We start from the raw sequence: 21,627 nt of genomic DNA on the forward strand, positions 1-21,627 counted from the left end.
GAATTGGCTAAATATAGTCTGAATTCTTCAGAGATGATTTACCAGCCTGGTTCATCGGACAGCGTATTGTTAAATAAACTGAGCATTGTAGATGAAGCTGAAATGGAAGCGCTGGAATCGGGATTACTGCTGATGTTGTATGAGCAGATTTTTATAGAATCAGCTCCCCTAACAGCGTTAGATTTTGGGCATATCCAGGAGTGGCATCGGCATTGGCTGGGAAATGTCTACGATTGGGCAGGTAGATTGCGTAATGCTAATCTCGTGAAAGATGGTTTTAAATTTTCAGCTGCTGATCGAATCCCCCATCTCATTGCAGGCTTTGAAAAGCGTTATCTGCATCGCTTTGAAGAACTTAACACCCTGAGCCGATTGGAACTAATCGATTATCTGGCTGAATGCCATGTGGAGTTTATCCTGATCCACCCATTCAGAGAGGGAAACGGCAGGTTGTCGCGTCTGCTTTTTGATGCGCTGTCGATTCAGGCTGGCACTGGGTTGCTGGATTACAGCCTCTGGGACGAGCATAAAGCTTTTTATTTCAAGGCAATTCAGGCCGGTGTCTCAGGTAACTATAAGCCAATGATGCAGCTGGTTAACGATATTTTGCCGGATTAGCGAGCTAAACCAATGATTTTTGCCTGAGCTTGGTACTGCTTAAGATTTTGCTCAATTTTCTGCACAGCTTCGCCAGTTTCAATAGCCGTTGAGCTAGCGACGGAACGGTAGATTTGTTGTTTGGTGATCTTGGCGCTGGTGGCTCGACTTTGCATTGTGTGGTCCTCATTGTGTTTTTTGAGATTGTAGTGGGTGGGCGAGGGGCTGACAAGGTGGTTTATCAGATGGAGTTTGCTGAAAAAGAGCCCACCCTTAAGGTGGACCCAGGTGCTCAATCTTGGTATTTCGCTCTTGCTCTCACTTCCTGCATGTTCATTCCGCAATGAAGACGCTGATGTCCGCACATCCAGCATGAACAGTTACAGGGCGTATGATAAGCCTTACCGATATTGATAATAGTCGCGCCTTCAGGCCAGCTGTAAGCCGCACTATTATAGCGACCGCGTTTAGCTTTGAGTCTTTTCATATGATGACGACGAAGCGCTCGATCTCTTGTTTGCATGGGTAATCCCCGAATAAACCGTCGGGGCAGCCACACCTTCGTGTGACCGCCGGAACGGCTGTTCGGAGTGGAGGGTTTTACGCATTCACTTTCCTTGATAAATTGTGGTTAGTGAGCCTCGATAAGGCCTATTCTATCGACCATTCTAGGCTTTTCAATTTCTCTATAGCCACCGTTTTAACGGTGAGCATGGACTGATGCACACCTGCCATTTGGAATTTGAAACTTTTACCTAATCCTATCTGTGCTGGATAAATCATCTGTACGTGCGGTATAGAATAGCGACCAGCGTAGGCATAAAGCTGATAAGCATCGGCTTGATTAATACCAAACTTGCGGTCGTCACTATTGAGCAATTTCCATTTAGTATCGGCTATCATTACGACATTATCTTTTTCGTCGACAAAAGCTATATCTGGCCGCATCTGGAAAACATCGTGTCCGTTGTCTTGCCGCTGTGCGAGATATCTTCTGGGGCCTTGGGTCCGAAGATACCAACCTTTTTGATGGGCCCATGGTTTCAGCAGCTCGGCGACCCAAGCTTCAAAGAGACGGTTCATATCAAACAATAATGAGAATAGCGCAATCCCACCGGCCAAAATATCAGGTTTCATACCTGACACAAACAGCCGACACTGCTCGATAACAGGCTGATATCGAAGACTGAATCTGTCATTATTTAGTTTTTTGAAAGTTTGTATTGTAATGGCTGTTTCGTGTATACCGTCGAAGTGCATTAACAGTTCATGGAGCGTTGTTTTAGTCTGCCTTGATCTTACCTGTGGGATTAACAGTTTTAAGGTGAAACGGATAATTTGGTTTACCAGAATATCATCACTGAATTCATCAAAACGACAATACAGACGCTCTCGATGAACCATATTGTGTTTGATATGTTGTGGGATAGCCAATCGCCCCCGCAAAACCGGCAGGTTATCTTCCTGAGTAACGTAGCTCTTTAATTTTCCCTGTAACAGCAGAACGTGGACATCCTGACAAAAATGCTGAACAAAAATATCTAGCAAGGTGTGATTCTGTGTATTAATCCCGGCACTACCGCTCTTATGGCTATTAAGCACTCGAGCAGCGTATAGCATATGGATCAGGGCCGCGCGGCAAGACTCAGGTTGGGTTCTTTGCCATGGATTTTTGGCAAGACCTCAATGGTTAGTTCCCCAAGTTGAATCACTCCACAATATTGTGAAAAACGCACCGATTGATTGCCCCAACTTATTGCGCCAGCAGGAAGCGTTAATGCAAGTTTTTCCAGTAATGCGGCATGCTGGAGGCTGAGTGCTCTTTCAAAAGGCGCTCTTTCCGTTACCAACTTAAGCGTTGAATGTTCAATACAGCTTAGAATTTCTGGCATCTCGTTTAATCCAGAGATGCGTAGATTTTTCTGATCGAATCAGGAGTGATTTCATCAGCCCGACTTACTTTGTATTCCATAACATCTTCGAAGTCATCTTGAGTAAAACCAAAGACATCTTTGCTGGTAAGCCTAATGTGCCCAATAAGCGGCGCTTCAACGAGAGCCCCATTAGCGTCGATATCTTTAAAAATTCTTTGGATTTTGTTCCAGTCATCGTAAAAATACTCTTGTAACAGAGGGATAAACTGGTTCAAAAAAACGGCTTTTAGATCTTCAAAGGTTTTCACTTTGCAGAGGTAAGCGTGTCCCAGCATCAGATCGCGGCTGATCAAAAAACGGATCCTCTGGTTCATGGCTTCCAACAGTTGGCGCAAATGGATAGGATTGCCTTCGCCATCATCAATCAGCCCATCACCCGTTGCTCCGGCAATAAAATCAGCATTCGGCATTAATTCCTTAAACTGAAAGCGGCGACGTAGTGCGGTATCTAAAAGCGATATTGAGCGGTCAGCCGTGTTCATTGTGCCGTAGATATCTAAATTATCCGGTACGCCAAAGGGTTTACGGGAATAGGGCAAAGTAATTTGCATGCCGCCAGTTGCTGAAAGGCGCTTATCGATCTCAATCAGAGTAATTAGCTCACCGAAGATTTTCGCGACATTACCGCGGTTAATTTCGTCAATGAAAATGGCATAGCGATTCTCAGGATCTGCCTCAGCACGATGGCAGATCCTGCGGAAAACCCCATCCTGTGGGCTATAGCTTAGCTCCCCACTCTCTTCATCTAATTCTGGTCGAATACCTTCGACAAAGTCTTCATAACTGTAGGCTTGGTGAAAGGTGACGAATTCATAGCGTTGGATGGTTTTTTTGCATCGGGTTGTAATTTTAATGACTTACTCAATGTCACGAGCTCAACACACTCATCATCACTCTCTGGTAATATGAACCAACTACTGTCTTCACGTTTATCAAATAAATAGGGGAGGTACGCCTTGCGTATTTTACTGTATCCGAGTTTTCAGCTGCATGTTGCTGCAGCGTTGACCACATTGTTTGTTGCAAATTTTGGGTGCGTCCCTGAGCTGCTGCTTTGACCGCAATAAATTCATGATTTTTGATCTCACTGACTTTCGCTTTACCTCCCAAATCCCAAAGTGCCATAAATACTACATCGCACCACGACTTCTCAGCCAGCTGTTCGGTTAGCCACTGGTTCTCGAGTGATGGTGCTGGCAGTGCTTACATACTTTGCCTTTAGTAGGTTCAACTCAAAGGTTTTACCTGTTCCCGGAGGTCCGAACAGAATTAAGTTGATAGGTAAAGCATCCTGCATGGGGCTTACAGGCACAGATTCCGCAATGATCTGAGGCAGGATAGGTTTATCTGTTTTCTGCCAGTCCTTTGAAAGAGGTAAGACGTAAAAATCCAACGGCATATCTGGATATTTTTCTTGTTGTTCTCGGCGGATCTCCAGTAACTGCTTATCAATCTCCAGCGCACTCATCTTATTTGGATTGATACCGGAAAACGCTTTAATAACCGACCTACGATCGTTGCCGCCAAAAATGCGTTCAAAATCGTCTGGAAACAGTAAAAAGAGCAGCATATGGCGAAACTGGCGTGTTTCACTTTCAGGGATAGTTTTCAGCCAGGCGGCGAACTCGAAGCCATTGTTTAATAGTTTTTGGCGCTCGGTAAGAGAAAGAGCCAGCAAGTGCTTAATTACTAAAATTTCAAAGACAAACTCTTTGTAGCGTAAGGAGTTATATCCTACCCCTCCACTGCCAACTCCGTTTAAAACGTTGTCTTTCAATAGTGAGTTGCTAACAATTAAAGTTTCACCAGACCATGACCAGATTTCGGCAACCTGAACCCGTTTAGTTTCAGCATTAATATTATCCGGGCACAGTAGCAGCAGCCAAAATAATTCTGCGGCCAGTTTCTTTGCCATGGCGGAACAAGGCCTTAATTGCTGTTCTAACTGCTCAAGAAATTTTCCAGTTAGCTCTAACTCGCTATTAATAAAACGCAGCTCGATTTCGGCAATGTATTCACTGTTCCACAGTAAACTATTGCTAAACAGTGAACCTTGATCAAGGAGGCAGTGTTGTTTCCATTGACTTGCCGCGGATAAAATTTCTTCTGACGGTTGTTCACCTGCAAAACGACTCATTGAGTAGAACTCCTTAATAGCAACCTGAATCGATAACCGAGCTAACTAATCCGATACGAACCATTGTCAGATGGCATGCCATCAGTTTCTCCATCTCTGTCAAACATGGCCTGCATGCTAACTTTAACGGCATCATTGACGGACTCAGATTCGCTTCTATCTTGCTTAAGCGCATTTTGTAACTGTTGGGTATCGTCAGTACTGTCGCCCATTGGCCATAAAGCCGATCGTGCAAGGCGGCGCTTACGTGACATAAGGCTTTGCAGTAAACAGTCAAAAGAGTGCTCTCGATAGCTCGCATGAATGGCCATTGGCATATGGACATTCACTGGATATTTCTGGCCAATACGGTGCACGCGATCGTTGCACTGCTCCTCTACGGCAGGGTTCCACCAACGCGAGAGGTGAATAACATGCGTCGCTGCTGTCAGGGTCAAACCCGTGCCCGCTGCTTTTGGACCTAACACCAGCAAATCAAAGCCACCATCTTGAAGCAGATGTTGTTGGAATTTTTTTACGATCTGTTGGCGTTTTTTGATGGGGGTATCGCCATTGATATGATCAATATGCTCGAGACTAAATTCCTGCCTGGCTAGCTCCATAAACCGGAACTGCATTTTGCGGTGTTCAATAAATACCAGAGCGCGCTCACCTTTCTCTTTAATACGATGCAAGATTTTAAAACAGGCCTGTAAACGCGCCGATGCATCAATAAAGCTTTGATAACCGCCGGACATGTCCATCGTAGGGTGCACAGAAACACCGCGAATGTGCTGCAACATTTTTAATGCCGCGCCTGCACCACCTTGCGACAATTTTACGCGTGCGTTTTCATAGGCGATGGCCTGTCCTTCAGGCATGAGGCGTGGATATAGATACCGGCTTTTTGGCGGCAGCTCTTTAGCGACATCCTCTTTTAGACGACGAAAAGCTAAGGCAGGAAGACCATTCTGAGAATAGAAGACGCGTTGATGAAGCCGTTGCATATTATCTTCTTCGGGTTCGTCGTATTGCTCTTTGAAATTGGTCAAAGTGTCGAGAGAACCCGGAGCCAGCTGATCCATTATGGCCCACAAATCTGTTGTGGCATTTTCGATGGGGGTACCGGTTAACCCAATGCGGTAATCAGCATTGACTGCGCGGCCAGCATAGGCGCGAAGCGATACAGGATTTTTAATCGCCTGAATCTCATCAAACACTACCGCTGAAAAATGGATTTTGGCGAATGAATGCTGGTAGTTGGTCAGCGTAGTGTAGGTGGTAAGTATCCAGAAGCGGTGGCCCTTGCCTTCATTAATTGACTCATGGAGTTGGTCAAAATTCAGCAAGGCGTTGCCATCTTTTGTCTCAACTCCTTTGGCACCGAGAATTTTATACTGACTCAGCGCTGAGCCATACAGCCTCATTAAGTGTCCCAGACGATCGGCATCAGTATGCTGCTCAACCTCGGCATTCCAGTTCTCAAGTAGAGAGGTGGGCGCAACGATAAGAATAGGACCACGTGCTTTACCGGGTTCAGTGCTGGCAGCATTGTTCTCTTTTAACCAACGTAAAAATGCAATGGTCTGTAGCGTTTTACCTAATCCTTGCTCATCGGCATTAAGAATACCCGGCATACCTGTTTTCCAGGACGAGAGCTGGAGTTGAAAACTTTCGGTCTGATGTGAGCGCAACGGTGTTTTTATACCTTGCGGCAGTTGCTCGGCAATGACCGTTTTACGCCCAATTAGGTCAGGACGCCATCCTAAATCATCAAAGTTGTCTTTGGTGTTTAGAATGATGGTTGCCGGAGGTAAGTCTATTCCATCATCGTCCTGAGTCAGGTTGGATAGCTTTGGGTCTTCTATATCGGCTAGCTCATCCAGACGCTTTTCGAGAGCAGCTAAAGTCTCTGCAGATGCATCAATGGTATGAGAGCCTAAACTAATCTGTTTTTCGCCCTGATCGATAGCTTTGCGCAAGCCACTGCAAACGTTTTCCAGAGCGGCTTGGTCCATGTCATTGAGCGTTTTTAGCAACGCATCTGGAATTTCCTCAGGTAGCCATGAGGTGTCACCAAGTTGAACGTTTTTAAGTGATTTACGATAATTCAGCAGCCCGGTTACACGTTCAGAGTACTCAGCAGTCTCAACAAACGCAGGACCCGCTGCCGCTTCTATCGCTTCTTCTTCACCTTGCTCATCCAAGCCATCTAGTTTTCCAGCGCTGCGCAAAGCAGACTCAATGGCCTCGGTAATCGCGGGTCTTGGATTTTGAATAAATGACAATCGCTCTTCTGTTGGCGCTTTTTGTTTGTTTGCCATCACTTCCAAAATTGGGCGTGCGCTTCTGTCGACGACTAAATAACTGCCTTCGCCAACACGATAAGCAGGTAGAAACGCCCTGGGTTCTAACGCGCTGTTGAAAACGATGCAGCATATTACCAGTGAGTTCGCCGTCAGATTCACTGACGGTTTCTCCTGCTTCCCCTAGACCGTCTATCGATTTCCCAGAAAAAGGGACAATTTCGAAATCTGCTTCATCCTGATTTTGGGTGGCAGAAATAGAGAAACGATCGGCAAGGCGAACCTCTAGTCCCTGCAGGAAATCTGTCATTGAGACGCGAACTGCATCAATCTCACTACCCATTTTTACGCCGGGGTCGAGGGATTGCCTGAAGCGGGCCATGGCTTCCCAATCTGAAGCCTCACCCCCACCGGGGGTAAAATTCTCTGCGACCTCAACTGCTTCCATCATCCACAGCGGCAGGCGGCGCAATCCCTGCGAAGTAGATAAAATTGAACCAATGCGGCGTGGTGATTGGCGTACGCCGTTACGCAACCATTCATGTTGCAACCTGAATGAGCTGCTGCCCAGAGAGCCTTCAATATCGGTTTTTAAGGTTAAGTCGATGAGCGGTGGAAAGCTGAGCGTTTGTGCGGCATGGGAGTCGAGTAAACCTGCCAGCTTATGTGATAAGTGGATTTGATCATCGGTGATAATCAGATCCTCGTTATGCTCTTCGGCCAGGGCTTTTAAATCGGAGATAGCAAAGGCCAGTGCGCGATCGCTGTTAGAGAGCTTAGCGAAACTCTCGGTTTCCTTTCTTTTTAGCAGACGGCCAATAAAGCTTTGTTTATCAGGCTCGATGCTCAGAACCACTTCATGCACGTTGTGGCTAAAGTTAAAAGTCATGATAGATACTCAATTTGCTCAAGGACTTTCGACTGCCATTGACCTAAGTGAGGAATACTTATTGAGTCTGGGATCCACCTGATCGTGTCGCAGTCATAGCCTAGTTGAAAGAGTTGGGGAGCTTTATCGTTGTTGATGCGGAATATGTGAACTTTATAATTGTGTGAACCCTCAACAACAATGCAGTCACCGATTCTTAAAATTAATAATGAAGTATTTGTCCTTGAACCTCGAGCCGTCTGGCTGCCAAAACTAAGGGTAGAGGCATCTTTCATTGACCGTTTAATTGCGCGTGCATGGAAAGCAGCCTGATCGCTAAATGCTACCCAAGCCGAGGTGATTTTCTCTTGGTTATAGAGTCCTAACCAAAACTTACGCCTTGGTTCCCACATGTGGCTATCTTCAACATCTGATACAACATCAAGAAAGAAGAGAATATTCTCTCGGGTCAGCCAATTGATAATCGTGTTACGGCAGGCCTCCTCGACACCGCCCCAAATACCACCCAACCCCAAACGCGGATCGCCATAGAGTTCGACCAGTTTATCGGTGAGGTAGCGTGAAAGCCTCTCATCTGGTTGAGTCTTTATCCAGGGGGCAAGTAACGCATTAATCGTTTCGGCGGCACCGAACATCAGTGCTGCTCTGCCCTCAGGTTTCAACCAGTCAAAAAGCTTCTCGATCACCACTTTTTGGTCTAAATCAGGAGAGAGCAGCTCAACGTAGGCCTGATGAGCAAAGGACATCACACCCGGCTCGTGGGGGCGAACAATACCGACGTTGCGTAACTCCTGCCAAGGTGAATCCATGGTGACCATTTTGGTGGCCAGCGCAATATGTGCACGTTGAGGGTCAAGCAGCTCTGGTAAGGCCGCCAGTATATCTCTCCATTTTGCCCCCATATTCTCTTTAGCAAGAGTAAGGGACTGACTGAGTTTACGCGTGTGTTCAGCACCCGGTTGATAACTGCGAATATAAGCCGCCATCATGGCGGATAAAAACGAAGAGGAATCGGTTAACTCGGTTTCGCGTAGGTAGAACTGTTGTAGAGGAGAGAAAATTTCTCGAGCGCGAAAGTCTTCGTTAAAAACGATAGGGGCTCCGGAGCAGATAAACGACATCTTTACTTCATCCCACTCCCAGCTCTGCACTAATGCCAATAACTTTTTCATCACCAATTCACGATCTCGCTCAGGCACCTCAACAACGACATCTGGCCAGCGCTCATGAATTTGCTGAATTTTATGATTAAAATCTTTAGAGACCGGCAATGCCGGATGAAAGAGTGTGTGGGATTTAAACAATAACTGGCTCAGGGTCATTAGTTCGTGCTCCCCAGAGGCTCAATCAGACGTTTTCTAATATTTTCGATTTCAGCTGCATTAGCCGGAGTATGCATAATAATGCGCAGGTCGATACGGCGATTCATCGCCATATTTTGCGGCGTATCATTAGGCCTGACCGGGCGCATCTTGCCATAGCCTGCTACTGACAGTACCGGCTGGTGGCGCATATTAAAGTGCGCAACGAGATCGGGGGCGGCGGTCAGCATCGTGGTAAAGGTGGTAATCGCGCGGTTGGTGGATAAATTCAGGTTATAGAGGTCATCACCTTTCGCATCGGTGTGGCCTTCAATTTGCACTGCCTCAATAATCGAGAAAGAGGGGTTGCAGCTCTGGTTCCAACTGACCGTTTTCCCGAAGGTGTAGCAGGGGAGCAGAGAGTTCAGTGTCGTAGCCAGCGTCTCTACAATCTTACGTTTATCATCATTTAAGGTATAGCTGCCGCTGGCAAACAGGCCCTCCCCTGGAAACGTAGTGTGCCCTCTTCTGGGATAACATCGACCGGAAGTTGAGGATAGGCCGTTTTGATACTGTCGCGTAGCTTGTAGAGCAAACTCAAACGAGCGGCCGCAGCCTGCGACATATATTGCTCGAGCGGGTCGACTTTTTTGAGTTCGACGATTTGCGCACGTAAGTCCTCAATGGTTTTATCTCGCGTTTTAACGGCGGTTTCATACTCATCGCGGGGCACGGTATTTTTATCGTTATAGCGGCTGGCAAAAAATGCCAGCAGCACCATCACAATAAATAGAAAACTCACGGTCATATCCGTCATTGAGACAAAGACTGACTCTTCTTCTTCCTCGCTGGAGCGCCTGCGGGCCGAACCTCCTCTCATTGCAGCGGCCTCTGTTTCGGAGCAAAGGCTTCAGCCTGATCGACAATCGCCTGCATGGTATCAAGAGCTGGATTCAACGAGTCCTGCATGGATTTAACATGACTAAACAGCGTTTCTACAGATGCCTCCACTTGCCGCTGATAAACCTCGAAGGCTTTGCCTAATCTTTCGTCAATATCATCCAGACGATCGCCCTGACCACGCAGCGCGTCGATAAGTGACCGCAGGCTGGTTAAGGTTGACTCAATTGCGCGCTGCTGGCCGCCCAGCGTTTCCTGCGCCGCCGATAGTGTCATTGCCGACTGTTCAGCATTGGTTTTTGCGGCGGTAGCAATGGAGGCAAGGCTGTTTTCGCTGCTTTCTCGAAGCTGGCGCGTGCTGAGCTCAATACGTTCCATAGTGGCACGAATAGGGTCGGCCGCTGATGCCAGGGCTTGAGTAGAGGTCCGGAAGGTACCCGATGCATTCTCAGACGCTATCGCGCCTTCTTTAATACTCTCCGAAGAGCGACGTAAAGCGCTGCTGGAGTCAGCCAGTGACGTTTTAACGGTATCTAACTGTTCCGCAATAGCCGAGAGTGGAGTCAGCAACTCGGCGCTGGCTTTACGCGACAACTCTTCTGTCGTGCGCGTAATTTCATTGGCCGTGTTACCAAAGGCGCCAAGCACGTGCGTAGCTGCCTGGTTAATCGCTTCGCTGGCCTGTGAGGCTGACTCAGACATACGCGCCTGAGCCGCTTCTGAGCCCTGTTTTGCTGCGGACTCCAATTCGGTGCGAATACCTATCGCGGCGGTTTTCATATCCGATGCGGCTTCACTCATGGCGCGCGCGCCTTCACCGGTATTATCGCGGATACCTTGCAGGGTAGTATTCATCGTCGCCAGCAGATTTTCTGCACCCTGATTAAAGGCAGAAGTCGCAGTTTCAGCCGATTGCGACATACCGTCGCGCAAGTTTTCCACCGCCTGGCCAAGTCTGCTCAGCGCATTCTCCATCTCATTGCCCATCTTGCCCGAGCTTTGGTCCATCCGTTCGGCCAGTAGTTTGATCTGGTCGCCAGCGAGAGAAATACGGTCGCTGGCCTGAGTCAGCGCATGACCCACGTCTTCAGAGAAGCGGGAGGAGAGGTTTTGCACCATTTCGCCGACGCCGTCGTTGCCCAAACGGCTGACCTGCTCAATAACCGGCGTAATGGCCTTGCTGATCGATTCCGAAATTGCTCTCGGTAACTCTTCACGTAATGGACGGCCCAGCTCTGCGACCATCTCCATCCCAATTTTGCGGAAGTGATCGCGGTTTTCGTCAGTGGCTTTGAGCTGGCGAAGCGTTAGCTCCTCCAGGCTAATAAAGGCCAGGCGTTGCTCAATCAGACTATTAAGGTTGTGAACATTTTTCTCTAGTTTGGATGTGCCTAGTCGGAGAGAAACGGTAAAGACAATTGAGCAGAATAGCCCGGTCAGCGACATAATAAACTTCGCTGAGGCAATGGTTAACAATCCTTCAAGCGCGGCACTTCCACCATCACCTAATGTCGTACTCATTGAGTTTAGCGCGGAGATAAGGCCTAAAAACGTTAATGAAAGGCCAATGGTCACGAAAAGCCCGGGGACAATCCGCCAAAATCCCGGGGTAAAATGGATATCTTCCAGATTAAAGAAATGCCCAGGGCGGACAGTATTACGGGCTATCGCTAACCCTTCGCGGTCGTCGGTGACATGTGTCTCACGATACTCTTCCCATGCATTGGCGACGTTGTCTGTCTCTTCGCTGCCGCGTGAGTCACCTATGTCACTGTCGATCTCGGCAATACGCAGATTAAACTCGTCTTTAGGAATGCTTTTAATTTTATTCGTAATATTTAATAAAGCGTTCGAACGACGCTTGACCTGCTGGTGCCAGCGATACACGCAAATAATGAGCGCAAGTACGAGAAGGATCGTAACGGAACCCGGAGCCGACGGGAATTTTAAAATCCCCGCGGCCCACAAAATACCATTGCGTACCATCACACCAGGAACGAGGATGAAATCCATTTTTTACACCATGAGTAATATGAAAGGAGCATTTCTTTTTAAGATAACTCTAATGGTTTTATTTTGGCTAATCTAGGATTAGACCTATTATTTTTTTAAAATATTTAGTTGTTATTTTTGATCATTTAAAACAATTGGATAGGATGTCTTTGTAGCTGCTTTGGCAATTCTTTCGCAATTATTTGTTCATTAATAGCTTATTCGATGTTTCAAAAGCGCGGTGTCACCAAGATGGTGAGTTTGAGATTTAGGCCGTGGCAGGTATGATTTCATAAAATCATGACTCACTTATTATGCTTATGGCTACGGAACTTGCTATGACTAACACTAACTTCTCTCAAACGGCCGCCTTTATCTGGTCAGTTGCCAATCTCCTTTGGACTGACCCCACCCCGGTAGACGATCCTGCCCTATAGTTTGAGCATAGGAGGAGCGTATGGGCACACCACGATTTACACCTGAATTTAAGGAAGAAGCCGTCCGTCAAATAACGGAACGCGGTTATTCCGTGCTGATGTTTCTGACCGGCTGGGCGTTTCAGCACACAGTCTCTATAAATGGTTACGGGCGTTTAAACCTGATAACAGCGAGCAGCATGCCCGGGATTTACTGGAGGCTAAAAGCGAGATCCTGAAACTCAGGGCGCAGCTGAAGCGTGCCGAAGAAGAACGGGATATCCTGAGAAAGGCCGCGCGGTACTTTGCAAGGGCGCCCGACTGAAGTACCGCTTTATCAATGAACACCGCACTGTGTGGGGTGTCATGACGATGTGTCGGGTACTGAATGTCGCCCGGGCCGGATTTTATGCGTGGCTGCATAATCCGGTTTCGGCACGCGATAAAGATAACCAGCGTTTGCCGATGCTCATCCGTGATTCCTATGCCCTGAGTGGGGGTATGGTTACCGCCGGGTTCATGGTGATCTGAATGAAATCGGTGAAACTTGCGGTAAAAATCGGGTGAGCCGTATTATGCAACTGAACCGGATAAAAGCCGTGCGCGGCTATCAAGTGCCACGCCGCATAGCCGGGTGACCTTCCGTTGTGGCTCCAAATCGCGTGCAGCGGCAGTTTACCGTCATCCGGGCCAATCAGGTCTGGGTCATCGACATTATCTATATTCGCACCTGGCAGGGCTGGCTCTATCTGGCGGGGGGTAACGTGGTGGGCTGGTCGATGAAGCTTACTCTGTCACGGGAGCTGGCGCTGGATGCGCTGATGATGGCGGTCTGGCGATGTAAACCCGACAGTGAGGTCATCGTGCATTCGGACCAAGGCAGCCAGTATGGCAGTGACGACTGGCGGCGCTCCTGTCGGGCCAATAACCTGGCCCCGAGCATGAGCCGGCGTGGCAACTGCTGGGATAATGCGGTGGCCGAATCGTTCTTCAGTTCACTGAAAAAGAACGGATCAGAAAACGCATCTATAAAACCCGGGATCTGGCCCGGGCGGATATCTTCGATTACATAGAAGTGTTCTACAATCGGGCCCGGCGCCACAGTCATCTCGGCGGCGTCAGTCCGGAGGCCTTTGAACAGGCCTCGTCGTGAGGACAGGAACTGTCTACCGTCGTGGGATCAGTCCATTACTAACTTAAGGTTGTATCTGATATTGGGGGCAGGTCAGCCACTCTAAATTCAGGAAACAAAAAAGCCACTTCGGAAAGTAGCTTAATTGTCTGTATTTAAACAGTAAATTTGGTGGCCCCTACTGGACTTGAACCAGTGACCAAGCGATTATGAGTTGTTTTTATGGTCTATGTAAATCAATTAGTTACAATATAAATCAATGAGATACGCACCGAATATTAACGAATATTAACGAGGGTTCGGGTTCTATTGCGACACTTTTGCGACACTTTTGGCTAAAGGGTTAAATTTCACTGCCTCGTCCAAATGGTCAGGGGAAAAGTGAGAGTAACGCATTGTCATCTTGATATCTGTATGACCTAAGATGCGTTGCAAAACCAAAATATTTCCGCCATTCATCATAAAATGACTTGCGAATGTATGCCGCAAAACGTGGGACAACTGACCTGCAGGTAACTCAATACCAGTCCTCTTAAGTGCAGTCCTAAATGCCGAGTAGCAAGATACAAAAAGCTGACCACTTTTTTTAGGGATCTCATTATAAAACTCTTCGCTTATAGGTACGGTCCTATTTCGTTTCCCTTTAGTGTGAATGAAGGTGATTTTATGTGGAGTGAACTGCGAGCGCTTTAGGCTTTCAGCTTCTGACCAACGTGCTCCCGTCAAAAGGCAAATTTTAACGACGCTTACTAAAGCTTTTGACGAGCTGGATTCACATTCTTTTAGCAAAATTTCAATTTCATCGGCTGTAAGGAAAGCCATTTCGCCTTCACCTGTGCGGAATGCACGAAGATGCTCAACTGGATTGTTATGTTTCCAGCGGCCTAAGCGTGTTAGTTCATTAAACACAGCTTTGAAATATGCCAACTCTAAATTGATTGTGCGCGCAGAGATTTTTTCCACTCGTGCAGAAACGCGCAAACTCCCCCTTAAGCCTTTTCTCTCTGTAACGTGAGAAATGCTCCGCACTAAACTCCATAGCCGTAGGCTCGCCCATGCATTTACATGCATGAAGCATCGCCCCCTTTCTTCGCTCCCCGTCACCCAAAGTGATCCCGTGAGCTGAAAACCATGACTCTACCAAATCAGATAACAACCGCTTGTCTTCTATAGGTCCGAGCCATTCTTTATTTTTGTCTGGGTCGAGTGCGAATCGCTCAAATGCTAACGCCTCGCCTTTGGTGGCAAACTTCTTGCGGACACGCTTACCTATCCCTCTCCCCAGCGGGTAAAAATCTGATACCCATAAGCCAGAATCTAGTTTTCTTATTGGCATAGCAGCGCTACTTCTTCGATATGGTGGAGTAAAAGGATTTCAATCCAGGCTTACCTTCAGGCAAGTAACAACAGTTGTAAAAGTTGGATGTAAAAGTCGTGCCATCTTCTTCCACGAGGTCATTAAAGCTACTAACGTGCAGGTACTTTTGAACTTCACTAAGAGCTGCTTGACGAGTGATAGTGAGTTTTAAAGGCTTATCTTTTAAAAATACAGAACTATGTGTTTGATAATTATATTCATGGGGGAATGCGATAATAGTTATCTGGTTTATGTCTGTATGTATGAATGAGCGGTAAGCAACATTAATTGATGCTTTTTCGAGTAGCCTAGCCGTCACGTTAGGCGAGTCCTCGGCTACGGTTCTCGGCGAAACAGTTACCGTGAGTGGTTTCTCTTTTAGGACGACAAAATCACCCTCCGAAGGGGGTAATTATTAAAGTCGGCTTGAACATCTGTAACAGAAGCAAAGTGTTTAGGTGCTGCAAATGAACTGAATGTAACTAACATAGTCAGGTAAAGAATAAAACATCTCATTTAATTTAGTCCCTTAAAGTATTATCTAACGATAGCAATGCATGATCACATGCCCTAGGGGCTTTATATCATCAACTCTGCATTCAAAATCAGCCCCATCGCCTTGAATGCGAACCGCGGCCAACCGGGATTCTAGTTAACGTCCTGATGGATAACGCCCCTTCGATTTGGACAAGCCATTTCCCATCTTTTAAATCTGTAATATCTTTATTGATGAAATACTGGATGCTGTTCTCGATTACGAGATGGAGAGACATACCGTCTGCATTGTTTGGTAAAAATCTTGAATCAATCTTTAAGTCATATTCTTTTCTTAACTCCCCGTTTATCAAGTTGCTGCAGGGAACGTTAACTAAAGTATCAGAAAGGCATTTGACCGCATTCTGATCTCCTGCATCACCGGCCGTTCCTTCCCCTGTGGCAAGCCATTTCAGGCTTGCGCCAGTCTCTGCAATGCACCTAATCACAATATCCGACGGAAAGAAATCCCGCTTGTAACGGTTGGCTAAGCTGCTACTTGCAATCCCTAAGTGCTCGCACAAGGCGATCTTAGTTGTAAATCCGTAGGCGGCTAGGACTCGATCCAACACTTTACCGCCACCAGTTTCAAAATTTATTTGTAGGCTCACGGAAGTTTTTCCTTGATTACTTTCTTAAAGCTAGATTAATATCCGCTTTGTAGCTTAATGAAAGCTTAATGTTAATGAATGTTGATGAATATTGATGAGTACAAACTAACCGGAGATTTTGCCTTATGAGACCTAACATTACAATTACGATACCCGTTCCATATCTCCCACTTGATGCTTATTGCGAGTTGACTAGCACGCCTATGGGGACCGCTCGCGAGATGATCAAGGATGGCCGCTTAACAATTAAACCCAAGAAAAACAAGGCTCGCGGGCTGGTCGAAGTAAACATGGCTGCATTGACCATCCAAGCCCTTTCTGAATGCAACATAGCCTTAAGCGTTGGCTAGAAGTTACTTCACTAAAGGTGAGTCGCCTATGTTTGATTATCGCATTTCCACACATGCCCACTATGCCGAAGCTTGTCGCAAGTTTGCTTTAGCACACAATCTCGCAGAAATAGGGCCGAAAGCAGGAATGTCCGTTCAGGTTTTACGTAACAAGCTCAACCCTGAACAAAACCACCGCTTGACGATTGAAGAGCTGATGGTGTTAACCGATTTAACCGAAGACCCGACATTGCTTGACGGGATGCTGGCTCAAATCAATTGCCTCCCATCAGTGCCGGTAAATGAAATGACAGCCGAAAAATTGCCGGTTTATGTAATGAAGGCAACGGCAGCAGTGGGCAGCGTGGCCGCCGAGGTTATATCAACAGAACGAATGACAGCCTGCCGCCAGGGTGCGTTTACCGCAGGTATCAATTCTGCAATTCGCTGCCTGACATTGGCCGGAATATCTTTACAGGCTCGCATTCACTCTAACCCTGCGCTTTCCTCAACTGCCGAGGTAATTAGCGGGTTAGGCGCATCAATAGGACTGAGTTAAGGAAATCTATGACTATCTCAATTGCACCCTTATTAAAGCAGCAAAGTCCGTCTCGTCACTTCGGCCACGGATGGATTGAATTGCCAAACGGTAATCGCTGGAATCCTGAAAGAAAACACGTAATGGCTGTAAAGGCATCCAAGCCGAAGCAGGCAAGAAAATTGTTAAAACGCTTATTTGGTTGAGGTGTTTATGTTACTGGCAGACGACAAACAAAGAGAGATTGGAATTAAACATATTTCTAAAATAAAAGAAATGTTGGCATTCAAGAAGAATGTAGCGCAGGAAACATTTGATGAAAGTCCGTTGCATATGCGTAAAACAATTTGTTTTCACGCTGGATTAAAGGCGCGACATATTAATGCCAAGTTTTCGGAGTTGAGTTATACCGAAAGATTGCAAGTGGTTGCTGCGCTGAATTCTTTAATTGATTTTGCAGGGACTTTGCCAAGGTTCGTTAGCAAAGACGATTGCAAAACAAACTCTAATCATTAATTCCCTTTTTAAATAATAGGCGCTTACGCGTCGGGCATTGTATTGCCTAAAAACAGGAGCATCAAAATGCGAAACATTCAAATTCATCAAATCAAAGTTGGCGCTGAAAAGGTGCAGGTGCCTACCGCGCAAGAGGGTTTTCTATTGGCCCTGACCGAAGCTCGCCTGGACGAGCGTAAAAACCTTACCGCTGTATTTGCTGCAAGGCTGGAAGCTATTGCCGCACATCTGATTCATAAAGAAATCGACGGTCGCGGCGCAGTGGAAACACTCCGGCAGGAGGCCGAGCGTATTCGCAGTGAGTCTGAGGAAATCCACTAATGGGCAAGGTTCGGGAGGTCGAGGGAAAATCTATTTTTGAAGGGCGTAATAAAGTCGCTATTTCAGATTTCTATTTCATCGTCCCGAAAGGTGGGGAATATATCCTTGCGCAAAAGGTAATTGATAAATCTTCTAGTCGTGAACATCTGACAACCTATGCGGTGTATCAAAATCTAGTCAGCTTATATAACGACTTTGTGCATAGAAGTATCTCTGCATTGATTTATTCCAAGCAAATAAATGATGCAGAGGATTTGGAACGAGAAATTAAACGTCTTTGCAAGTTATGCAAAGTAGCTACAACAACCCTAACAAAGGATAAATAACAATGAGTGATCCAATGGATTTAGAGCAGGCAAGGCAGGCCGAAGTTTTGGACGCGCAAATCAAAGCTGCAACCAGTAAACCGGTCAGTGTATCTACTATGACGTGTGTTGACTGTGAGGATGTTATTTCAGCGGAACGTCGGGCGACCATTATTGGTGTGACGCGTTGTGTCGATTGCCAATCATCAGAAGAAAAGAAAGAGCGTCTATTTAAAAGATTTTACTGACAGTTATTGAATGCTTTTACTAATTTAAGCGGAGTTGCGGTTATGAACGCTATAGACAACCGTTGTTTTGAGTGGGGAACGATGAACGCCATCCTTGTTTCAGGTGGTAAAGATTCGTTGACCCAGTGGCTTCGAGCGCGTGAAGCTGGTGTTTTATATATGACTGTATTTGCAGATACAGGGCATGAGCATCCGTTAACGCTTGAATACTTGTCTTACCTGGAGAGCAAGCTAGAACGGTTAAAAGAGTTAGGGCTGATTTCTCTCTACGCATCGCAAACAAGAGAAAATTCATTTCTGAAAAATGGCCTGAATCACTGACGGCTGAGTGTGGCTTTACGGATAAGCAGGCTGAAAAGATTATCCAAACAGCCCTAGCCACTCTTTATCCTACCGGCATTCCATTTTTGGATTTGTGTATGTGGAAGGGGCGTTTCCCTTCAACCAAGAGCAAATTCTGCTCAATTGACTTAAAGCAGCAACCTGTCAGTGAGCAGTTTGTTAAACCTTTGCTTGACCGTTATGAGCAAGTTGTCACATGGCAAGGGGTACGTGCCCAGGAGTCGCCACAACGGGCTAATTTGGCTGAATGGGAGTCTGGGTTCGATTTGGGTAAAGGGTTGAGCGTCTATCGCCCTATCCTTAATTGGACGCATGAGGAAGTATTTGCGTATGCAAAACGTCATGGTATCAAGCCCAACCCCCTGTACGAAAAAGGGTGTAACCGCGTTGGTTGCATGCCGTGCGTTAATGTCGCTAAGTCTGAAATGGGACAGATTTTTAAGCGTTGGCCGGACGAGATAAAGCGTCTTGCAGAGTGGGAGAAAATGGTTGCAGCTTGCTCTCGCCGTGGCAATGCGGTGTTTTTTCACTCAGGTCATGATCCGAAAAAAGCCACTAAGAATGGTGCTGAGGTAAGTCTTGCGTCTCATGGTATTGAGACTTACAGAGATTGGGCATTAACAACACGTGGCGGGAATCAGTTTGACTTGCTCATGGCTGTGACTGATGACTCCACGTGCGTAAGTGCTTATGCAGGTGTTTGCGAATGATCCCTGCTGTAACTGAATGGGCATATTTTTGGAACGCCCCGCGCCCTGCAATTGCAGGGCCGGAAAGACAGCTTACCCGTGATGAATACCATCAGGGGCAAGCCGTTTTAGCCAAAGTTAAAACATTGCCTTATGAGCTGGCTGAAAAATTCCTTAGTCGCCACAAATTCCTTTTAAAAGAAAAAGGACACCACGCGGCGAACAAATATCTTGTATTCACTTTGGGTCGCACGATTCTGCCGCGCGTTGAATTTGTAAATGAAGCGCATGCCATGAATATCAAGGCATCGGCTCGATTTCTTTCGGAGTCGGATGAATACAACCGTCTGCCTGGCATGAAGGATAAGGACTTGAAGCGCCTTTGCATGCGCATAGCCGGTCAGCTGATGCAGATTTATGAAAGCCGTTGTGAAGAGTTAATTGCCGAAAACGATGGCGATAATTCGGTGCTATTTGATAGCCGCACCCAATCTGCCCTTTATGGACAGATTGCAGGAATGGCTCGCGCCTTCAACGTTCAACCCATGCACTGGACGCGTTACCGAAAAGGTAAGATGGATGCTCAGTCAGCCATTGCCAGCTTGTCACGCCTGGTAAACGCGGAGTGGTGGGAGCGAAAGTTTAAAGCACAGCGCATGCAATGGCGTGAAGCTCTCTTGATTGCGATCGGGGCGGTAAGTCGTGCCAGCGCGGCTTCTGCCTATGCCAGTATTCAAGCCGTCCGCGAGGTCAAGGCGCGCCGCCTGTCGAATCTGGAATACCTGAAAAGCTGCGAGCTTGAAAATACCGAAACCGGCGAGCGTTTCAGTCTGATTGAAAAGGTAATGGCCAGTATCTCGAATCCTGAGATCCGCCGTATGGAGCTAATGAACACCATCGCCTTTACTGAGCAATATGCGGCAGACAATGGCGACGTCGGAATGTTTATCACTATCACGACCCCTTCCAAATACCATCCGACGCGTACCGTGGGTAAGGATAAGCGAGTCCAGTTTAACCACAATTGGGACAAAGAGGCTTACACCCCGAAAGACGGCCAGCGCTACCTTTGTAAGGTCTGGGCAAAAATCCGCACCGCTTTTAAAGACAACGGCCTGAAAGTTTACGGTATGCGCGTTGTTGAGCCACACCATGATGCAACGCCGCACTGGCACATGATGCTGTTCGCCAAGCGCGCCCAACGTCAGCAGATTATCGACATCATGCGTAAATACGCCATGAAAGAAGACGGCGACGAGCGCGGGGCCGCAAAGAACCGCTTTGACTGCAAGCATATGAACAAAGGCGGCGCTGCCGGTTATATCGCAAAGTACATCGCTAAAAATATTGATGGCTACGCGCTGGAAGGCGATCGCGACTTTGAAACCGGCGAGCTACTTTCCGATGCCGCTACTGCTGTGACCGCCTGGGCGGCTACATGGCGCATCCCTCAATTTCACTCAATCGGCCTGCCTTCAATGGGCGCTTACCGTGAGTGCCGACGCATTCGTTCACTCAATCTGACTGAGACTTTCGACGAGGAAGTGGAAGCCGTGCGCGCCGCAGCCGACGCGGGAAATTTTGCCGCCTACATTGAGGCCCAGGGCGGGGCTAATACGCCACGCGATAGCCAGACCGTGCGCGTAGCGCGTCGCACCGCAGAAGAACTGAATGCCTATGACGAGGAAGTTAAAAAGGTTGTCGGTATCTTTGCCCCGCACTTGGGTGAGTCCAACGTATTTGAAACCAGGTCAACACAATGGCGCATCGTTTCTTCTGCCGTTGACGTTGATCTTTTGACTTTAAAAAGCGCCTCTGGCGCGCCTCGGAGTCCTGTCAATAACTGTGGGTTGGTCGAAAGCGCAGCGGTAGCAGATAGCCACGGTGGCGAGGCTGGGAGCCACACAGAGGCGTTATTTAGCGAGCAACATGCGGTGATTGATTGGGACGACACTGCCGCCGTGAGGGCGATTGTGGCGCGAATTAAGCAGGAGTTGCCGAAGGTAAACCGGCAACAACGCAGTGCCAACCCGTTCAAATATCGCGAGGTGGCCCCGTCGGCACGCTTAACCGAGGCAGAGCGGGCGAGAATTCCTGAAATTCGTCAGAAACTTATCGGTAAGGGCATTGTAGCGGAGAAATGGCAGCTGGAAGCGCTGACACGGGGCGCGATGATGAAGTTCGGAGATGAAAGCGTGCAATTTAATGTTATCCAGGATTGGGCAGATTTCTATCAATAGTTAGGAGCAAAAAA

22 protein-coding genes and 3 pseudogenes are annotated in these 21,627 nt (G+C 47.3%); 11 read left to right on the forward strand and 14 right to left on the reverse strand.

Annotated features, from left to right (window positions below; all coding sequences use genetic code 11):
- The first annotated feature begins 3 nt into the window (after positions 1–3).
- Positions 4–618: a Fic/DOC family protein gene (locus O1V66_RS19915; RefSeq protein WP_045049067.1), complete on the forward strand. Its 615-nt coding sequence runs from the start codon at positions 4–6 to the stop codon at positions 616–618.
- Here the strand turns inward: O1V66_RS19915 and O1V66_RS19920 are convergent.
- From O1V66_RS19920 to O1V66_RS19975, 12 genes are all read right to left on the reverse strand, one after another.
- Positions 615–773, reverse strand: a complete 159-nt coding sequence (locus O1V66_RS19920) for a hypothetical protein (RefSeq protein WP_152623652.1) — start codon at positions 771–773, stop codon at positions 615–617. The two genes, O1V66_RS19915 and O1V66_RS19920, sit on opposite strands and share 4 nt — an antisense overlap.
- 475 nt (positions 774–1,248) lie before the next feature.
- A complete protein-coding gene (locus tag O1V66_RS19925) occupies positions 1,249–2,217 on the reverse strand; it encodes an McrC family protein (RefSeq protein ID WP_269127972.1) in 969 nt (322 codons plus the stop codon).
- A 5-nt stretch (positions 2,218–2,222) separates the two neighbouring features.
- Positions 2,223–2,489: a hypothetical protein gene (locus O1V66_RS19930; protein WP_269127973.1), complete on the reverse strand. Its 267-nt coding sequence runs from the start codon at positions 2,487–2,489 to the stop codon at positions 2,223–2,225.
- A gap of 5 nt (positions 2,490–2,494) precedes the next feature.
- Positions 2,495–3,385: an McrB family protein gene (locus tag O1V66_RS19935; RefSeq protein ID WP_330873499.1), complete on the reverse strand. Its 891-nt coding sequence runs from the start codon at positions 3,383–3,385 to the stop codon at positions 2,495–2,497.
- A 13-nt stretch (positions 3,386–3,398) separates the two neighbouring features.
- Complete coding sequence (locus O1V66_RS19940) at positions 3,399–3,656, reverse strand: hypothetical protein (RefSeq protein WP_269127974.1); 258 nt, start codon at positions 3,654–3,656, stop codon at positions 3,399–3,401.
- 25 nt (positions 3,657–3,681) lie between these two features.
- Entirely contained in the window at positions 3,682–4,668 is a 987-nt protein-coding gene (locus O1V66_RS19945) for a hypothetical protein (RefSeq protein WP_269127975.1), read from the reverse strand.
- Between the two features lie 41 nt (positions 4,669–4,709).
- Positions 4,710–6,971, reverse strand: coding sequence for a DEAD/DEAH box helicase (locus O1V66_RS19950; protein WP_269127976.1), 2,262 nt, complete (start codon positions 6,969–6,971; stop codon positions 4,710–4,712).
- On the reverse strand, positions 6,889–7,842 hold the full coding sequence (locus O1V66_RS19955) for a hypothetical protein (RefSeq protein WP_269127977.1): 954 nt from the start codon (positions 7,840–7,842) through the stop codon (positions 6,889–6,891). The genes O1V66_RS19950 and O1V66_RS19955 overlap by 83 nt, the downstream gene beginning before the upstream one ends.
- The gene (locus tag O1V66_RS19960) at positions 7,839–9,164 is read right to left on the reverse strand and encodes an EH signature domain-containing protein (protein WP_045049073.1); all 1,326 of its coding nucleotides are present in this window, start codon (positions 9,162–9,164) and stop codon (positions 7,839–7,841) included. Before O1V66_RS19960 ends, O1V66_RS19955 begins: the two co-directional genes overlap by 4 nt.
- Entirely contained in the window at positions 9,164–9,484 is a 321-nt protein-coding gene (locus O1V66_RS19965) for an OmpA family protein (protein ID WP_330873428.1), read from the reverse strand. The genes O1V66_RS19960 and O1V66_RS19965 overlap by 1 nt, the downstream gene beginning before the upstream one ends.
- Before the next feature lie 128 nt (positions 9,485–9,612).
- Entirely contained in the window at positions 9,613–9,960 is a 348-nt protein-coding gene (locus O1V66_RS19970) for a hypothetical protein (RefSeq protein ID WP_269127978.1), read from the reverse strand.
- Positions 9,961–10,019: 59 nt separating this feature from the next.
- The gene (locus O1V66_RS19975; RefSeq protein WP_045049075.1) at positions 10,020–12,056 is read right to left on the reverse strand and encodes a hypothetical protein; all 2,037 of its coding nucleotides are present in this window, start codon (positions 12,054–12,056) and stop codon (positions 10,020–10,022) included.
- Positions 12,057–12,492: 436 nt separating this feature from the next.
- Between O1V66_RS19975 and O1V66_RS19980 the strand changes: the two are divergent.
- Positions 12,493–13,604, forward strand: a pseudogene (locus O1V66_RS19980) (IS3 family transposase).
- A 285-nt stretch (positions 13,605–13,889) separates the two neighbouring features.
- Here O1V66_RS19980 and O1V66_RS19985 read toward each other — a convergent pair.
- Positions 13,890–14,919, reverse strand: a pseudogene (locus O1V66_RS19985) (phage integrase).
- Between the two features lie 626 nt (positions 14,920–15,545).
- A complete protein-coding gene (locus O1V66_RS19990) occupies positions 15,546–16,085 on the reverse strand; it encodes a phage repressor protein CI (RefSeq protein ID WP_269127979.1) in 540 nt (179 codons plus the stop codon).
- Positions 16,086–16,210: 125 nt separating this feature from the next.
- Here O1V66_RS19990 and O1V66_RS19995 point away from each other — a divergent pair, with 125 nt between their 5' ends.
- The 9 genes and pseudogenes from O1V66_RS19995 (at position 16,211) to O1V66_RS20035 (ending at position 21,613) form a co-directional block, all read left to right on the forward strand.
- Positions 16,211–16,435 carry a hypothetical protein gene (locus O1V66_RS19995; RefSeq protein ID WP_045049079.1) on the forward strand — a complete coding sequence of 75 codons (225 nt, stop codon included), beginning with the start codon at positions 16,211–16,213 and terminating at the stop codon, positions 16,433–16,435.
- A 28-nt stretch (positions 16,436–16,463) separates the two neighbouring features.
- Positions 16,464–16,973, forward strand: coding sequence for a phage regulatory CII family protein (locus O1V66_RS20000; protein WP_045049080.1), 510 nt, complete (start codon positions 16,464–16,466; stop codon positions 16,971–16,973).
- A gap of 8 nt (positions 16,974–16,981) precedes the next feature.
- Entirely contained in the window at positions 16,982–17,158 is a 177-nt protein-coding gene (locus O1V66_RS20005; RefSeq protein ID WP_072045107.1) for a phage filamentation protein Fil family protein, read from the forward strand.
- 7 nt (positions 17,159–17,165) lie between these two features.
- On the forward strand, positions 17,166–17,468 hold the full coding sequence (locus O1V66_RS20010; protein ID WP_045049081.1) for a hypothetical protein: 303 nt from the start codon (positions 17,166–17,168) through the stop codon (positions 17,466–17,468).
- 66 nt (positions 17,469–17,534) lie between these two features.
- Positions 17,535–17,789, forward strand: coding sequence for a DUF2732 family protein (locus O1V66_RS20015; protein ID WP_052673456.1), 255 nt, complete (start codon positions 17,535–17,537; stop codon positions 17,787–17,789).
- On the forward strand, positions 17,789–18,115 hold the full coding sequence (locus O1V66_RS20020) for a DUF5405 family protein (RefSeq protein WP_045049082.1): 327 nt from the start codon (positions 17,789–17,791) through the stop codon (positions 18,113–18,115). The genes O1V66_RS20015 and O1V66_RS20020 overlap by 1 nt, the downstream gene beginning before the upstream one ends.
- 2 nt (positions 18,116–18,117) lie before the next feature.
- Positions 18,118–18,342 (forward strand): TraR/DksA C4-type zinc finger protein, encoded by a 225-nt coding sequence (locus O1V66_RS20025; RefSeq protein ID WP_045049083.1) that lies wholly within the window; start codon positions 18,118–18,120, stop codon positions 18,340–18,342.
- Positions 18,343–18,384: 42 nt separating this feature from the next.
- A pseudogene (locus O1V66_RS20030) lies at positions 18,385–19,394 on the forward strand (phosphoadenosine phosphosulfate reductase domain-containing protein).
- Positions 19,391–21,613: a replication endonuclease gene (locus tag O1V66_RS20035; RefSeq protein ID WP_045049085.1), complete on the forward strand. Its 2,223-nt coding sequence runs from the start codon at positions 19,391–19,393 to the stop codon at positions 21,611–21,613. The pseudogene O1V66_RS20030 and the gene O1V66_RS20035 overlap by 4 nt, the downstream one beginning before the upstream one ends.
- Positions 21,614–21,627 lie beyond the last annotated feature (14 nt).

This window comes from Rouxiella chamberiensis (genome assembly GCF_026967475.1).
Lineage (GTDB): Bacteria > Pseudomonadota > Gammaproteobacteria > Enterobacterales > Enterobacteriaceae > Rouxiella > Rouxiella chamberiensis.

Bases quoted from the DNA above. Each gene is read 5' to 3' on its own strand.
- O1V66_RS19920 (WP_152623652.1), bottom strand. From the start codon at position 773: ATGCAAAGTCGAGCCACCAGCGCCAAGATCACCAAACAACAAATCTAC.
- O1V66_RS19925 (WP_269127972.1), bottom strand. From the start codon at position 2,217: ATGCTATACGCTGCTCGAGTGCTTAATAGCCATAAGAGCGGTAGTGCC.
- O1V66_RS19930 (WP_269127973.1), bottom strand. From the start codon at position 2,489: ATGCCAGAAATTCTAAGCTGTATTGAACATTCAACGCTTAAGTTGGTA.
- O1V66_RS19940 (WP_269127974.1), bottom strand. From the start codon at position 3,656: ATGGCACTTTGGGATTTGGGAGGTAAAGCGAAAGTCAGTGAGATCAAA.
- O1V66_RS19945 (WP_269127975.1), bottom strand. From the start codon at position 4,668: ATGAGTCGTTTTGCAGGTGAACAACCGTCAGAAGAAATTTTATCCGCG.
- O1V66_RS19950 (WP_269127976.1), bottom strand. From the start codon at position 6,971: ATGGCAAACAAACAAAAAGCGCCAACAGAAGAGCGATTGTCATTTATT.
- O1V66_RS19955 (WP_269127977.1), bottom strand. From the start codon at position 7,842: ATGACTTTTAACTTTAGCCACAACGTGCATGAAGTGGTTCTGAGCATC.
- O1V66_RS19960 (WP_045049073.1), bottom strand. From the start codon at position 9,164: ATGACCCTGAGCCAGTTATTGTTTAAATCCCACACACTCTTTCATCCG.
- O1V66_RS19970 (WP_269127978.1), bottom strand. From the start codon at position 9,960: ATGACGGATATGACCGTGAGTTTTCTATTTATTGTGATGGTGCTGCTG.
- O1V66_RS19975 (WP_045049075.1), bottom strand. From the start codon at position 12,056: ATGGATTTCATCCTCGTTCCTGGTGTGATGGTACGCAATGGTATTTTG.
- O1V66_RS19995 (WP_045049079.1), top strand. From the start codon at position 16,211: ATGAGACCTAACATTACAATTACGATACCCGTTCCATATCTCCCACTT.
- O1V66_RS20000 (WP_045049080.1), top strand. From the start codon at position 16,464: ATGTTTGATTATCGCATTTCCACACATGCCCACTATGCCGAAGCTTGT.
- O1V66_RS20005 (WP_072045107.1), top strand. From the start codon at position 16,982: ATGACTATCTCAATTGCACCCTTATTAAAGCAGCAAAGTCCGTCTCGT.
- O1V66_RS20010 (WP_045049081.1), top strand. From the start codon at position 17,166: ATGTTACTGGCAGACGACAAACAAAGAGAGATTGGAATTAAACATATT.
- O1V66_RS20015 (WP_052673456.1), top strand. From the start codon at position 17,535: ATGCGAAACATTCAAATTCATCAAATCAAAGTTGGCGCTGAAAAGGTG.
- O1V66_RS20020 (WP_045049082.1), top strand. From the start codon at position 17,789: ATGGGCAAGGTTCGGGAGGTCGAGGGAAAATCTATTTTTGAAGGGCGT.
- O1V66_RS20025 (WP_045049083.1), top strand. From the start codon at position 18,118: ATGAGTGATCCAATGGATTTAGAGCAGGCAAGGCAGGCCGAAGTTTTG.
- O1V66_RS20035 (WP_045049085.1), top strand. From the start codon at position 19,391: ATGATCCCTGCTGTAACTGAATGGGCATATTTTTGGAACGCCCCGCGC.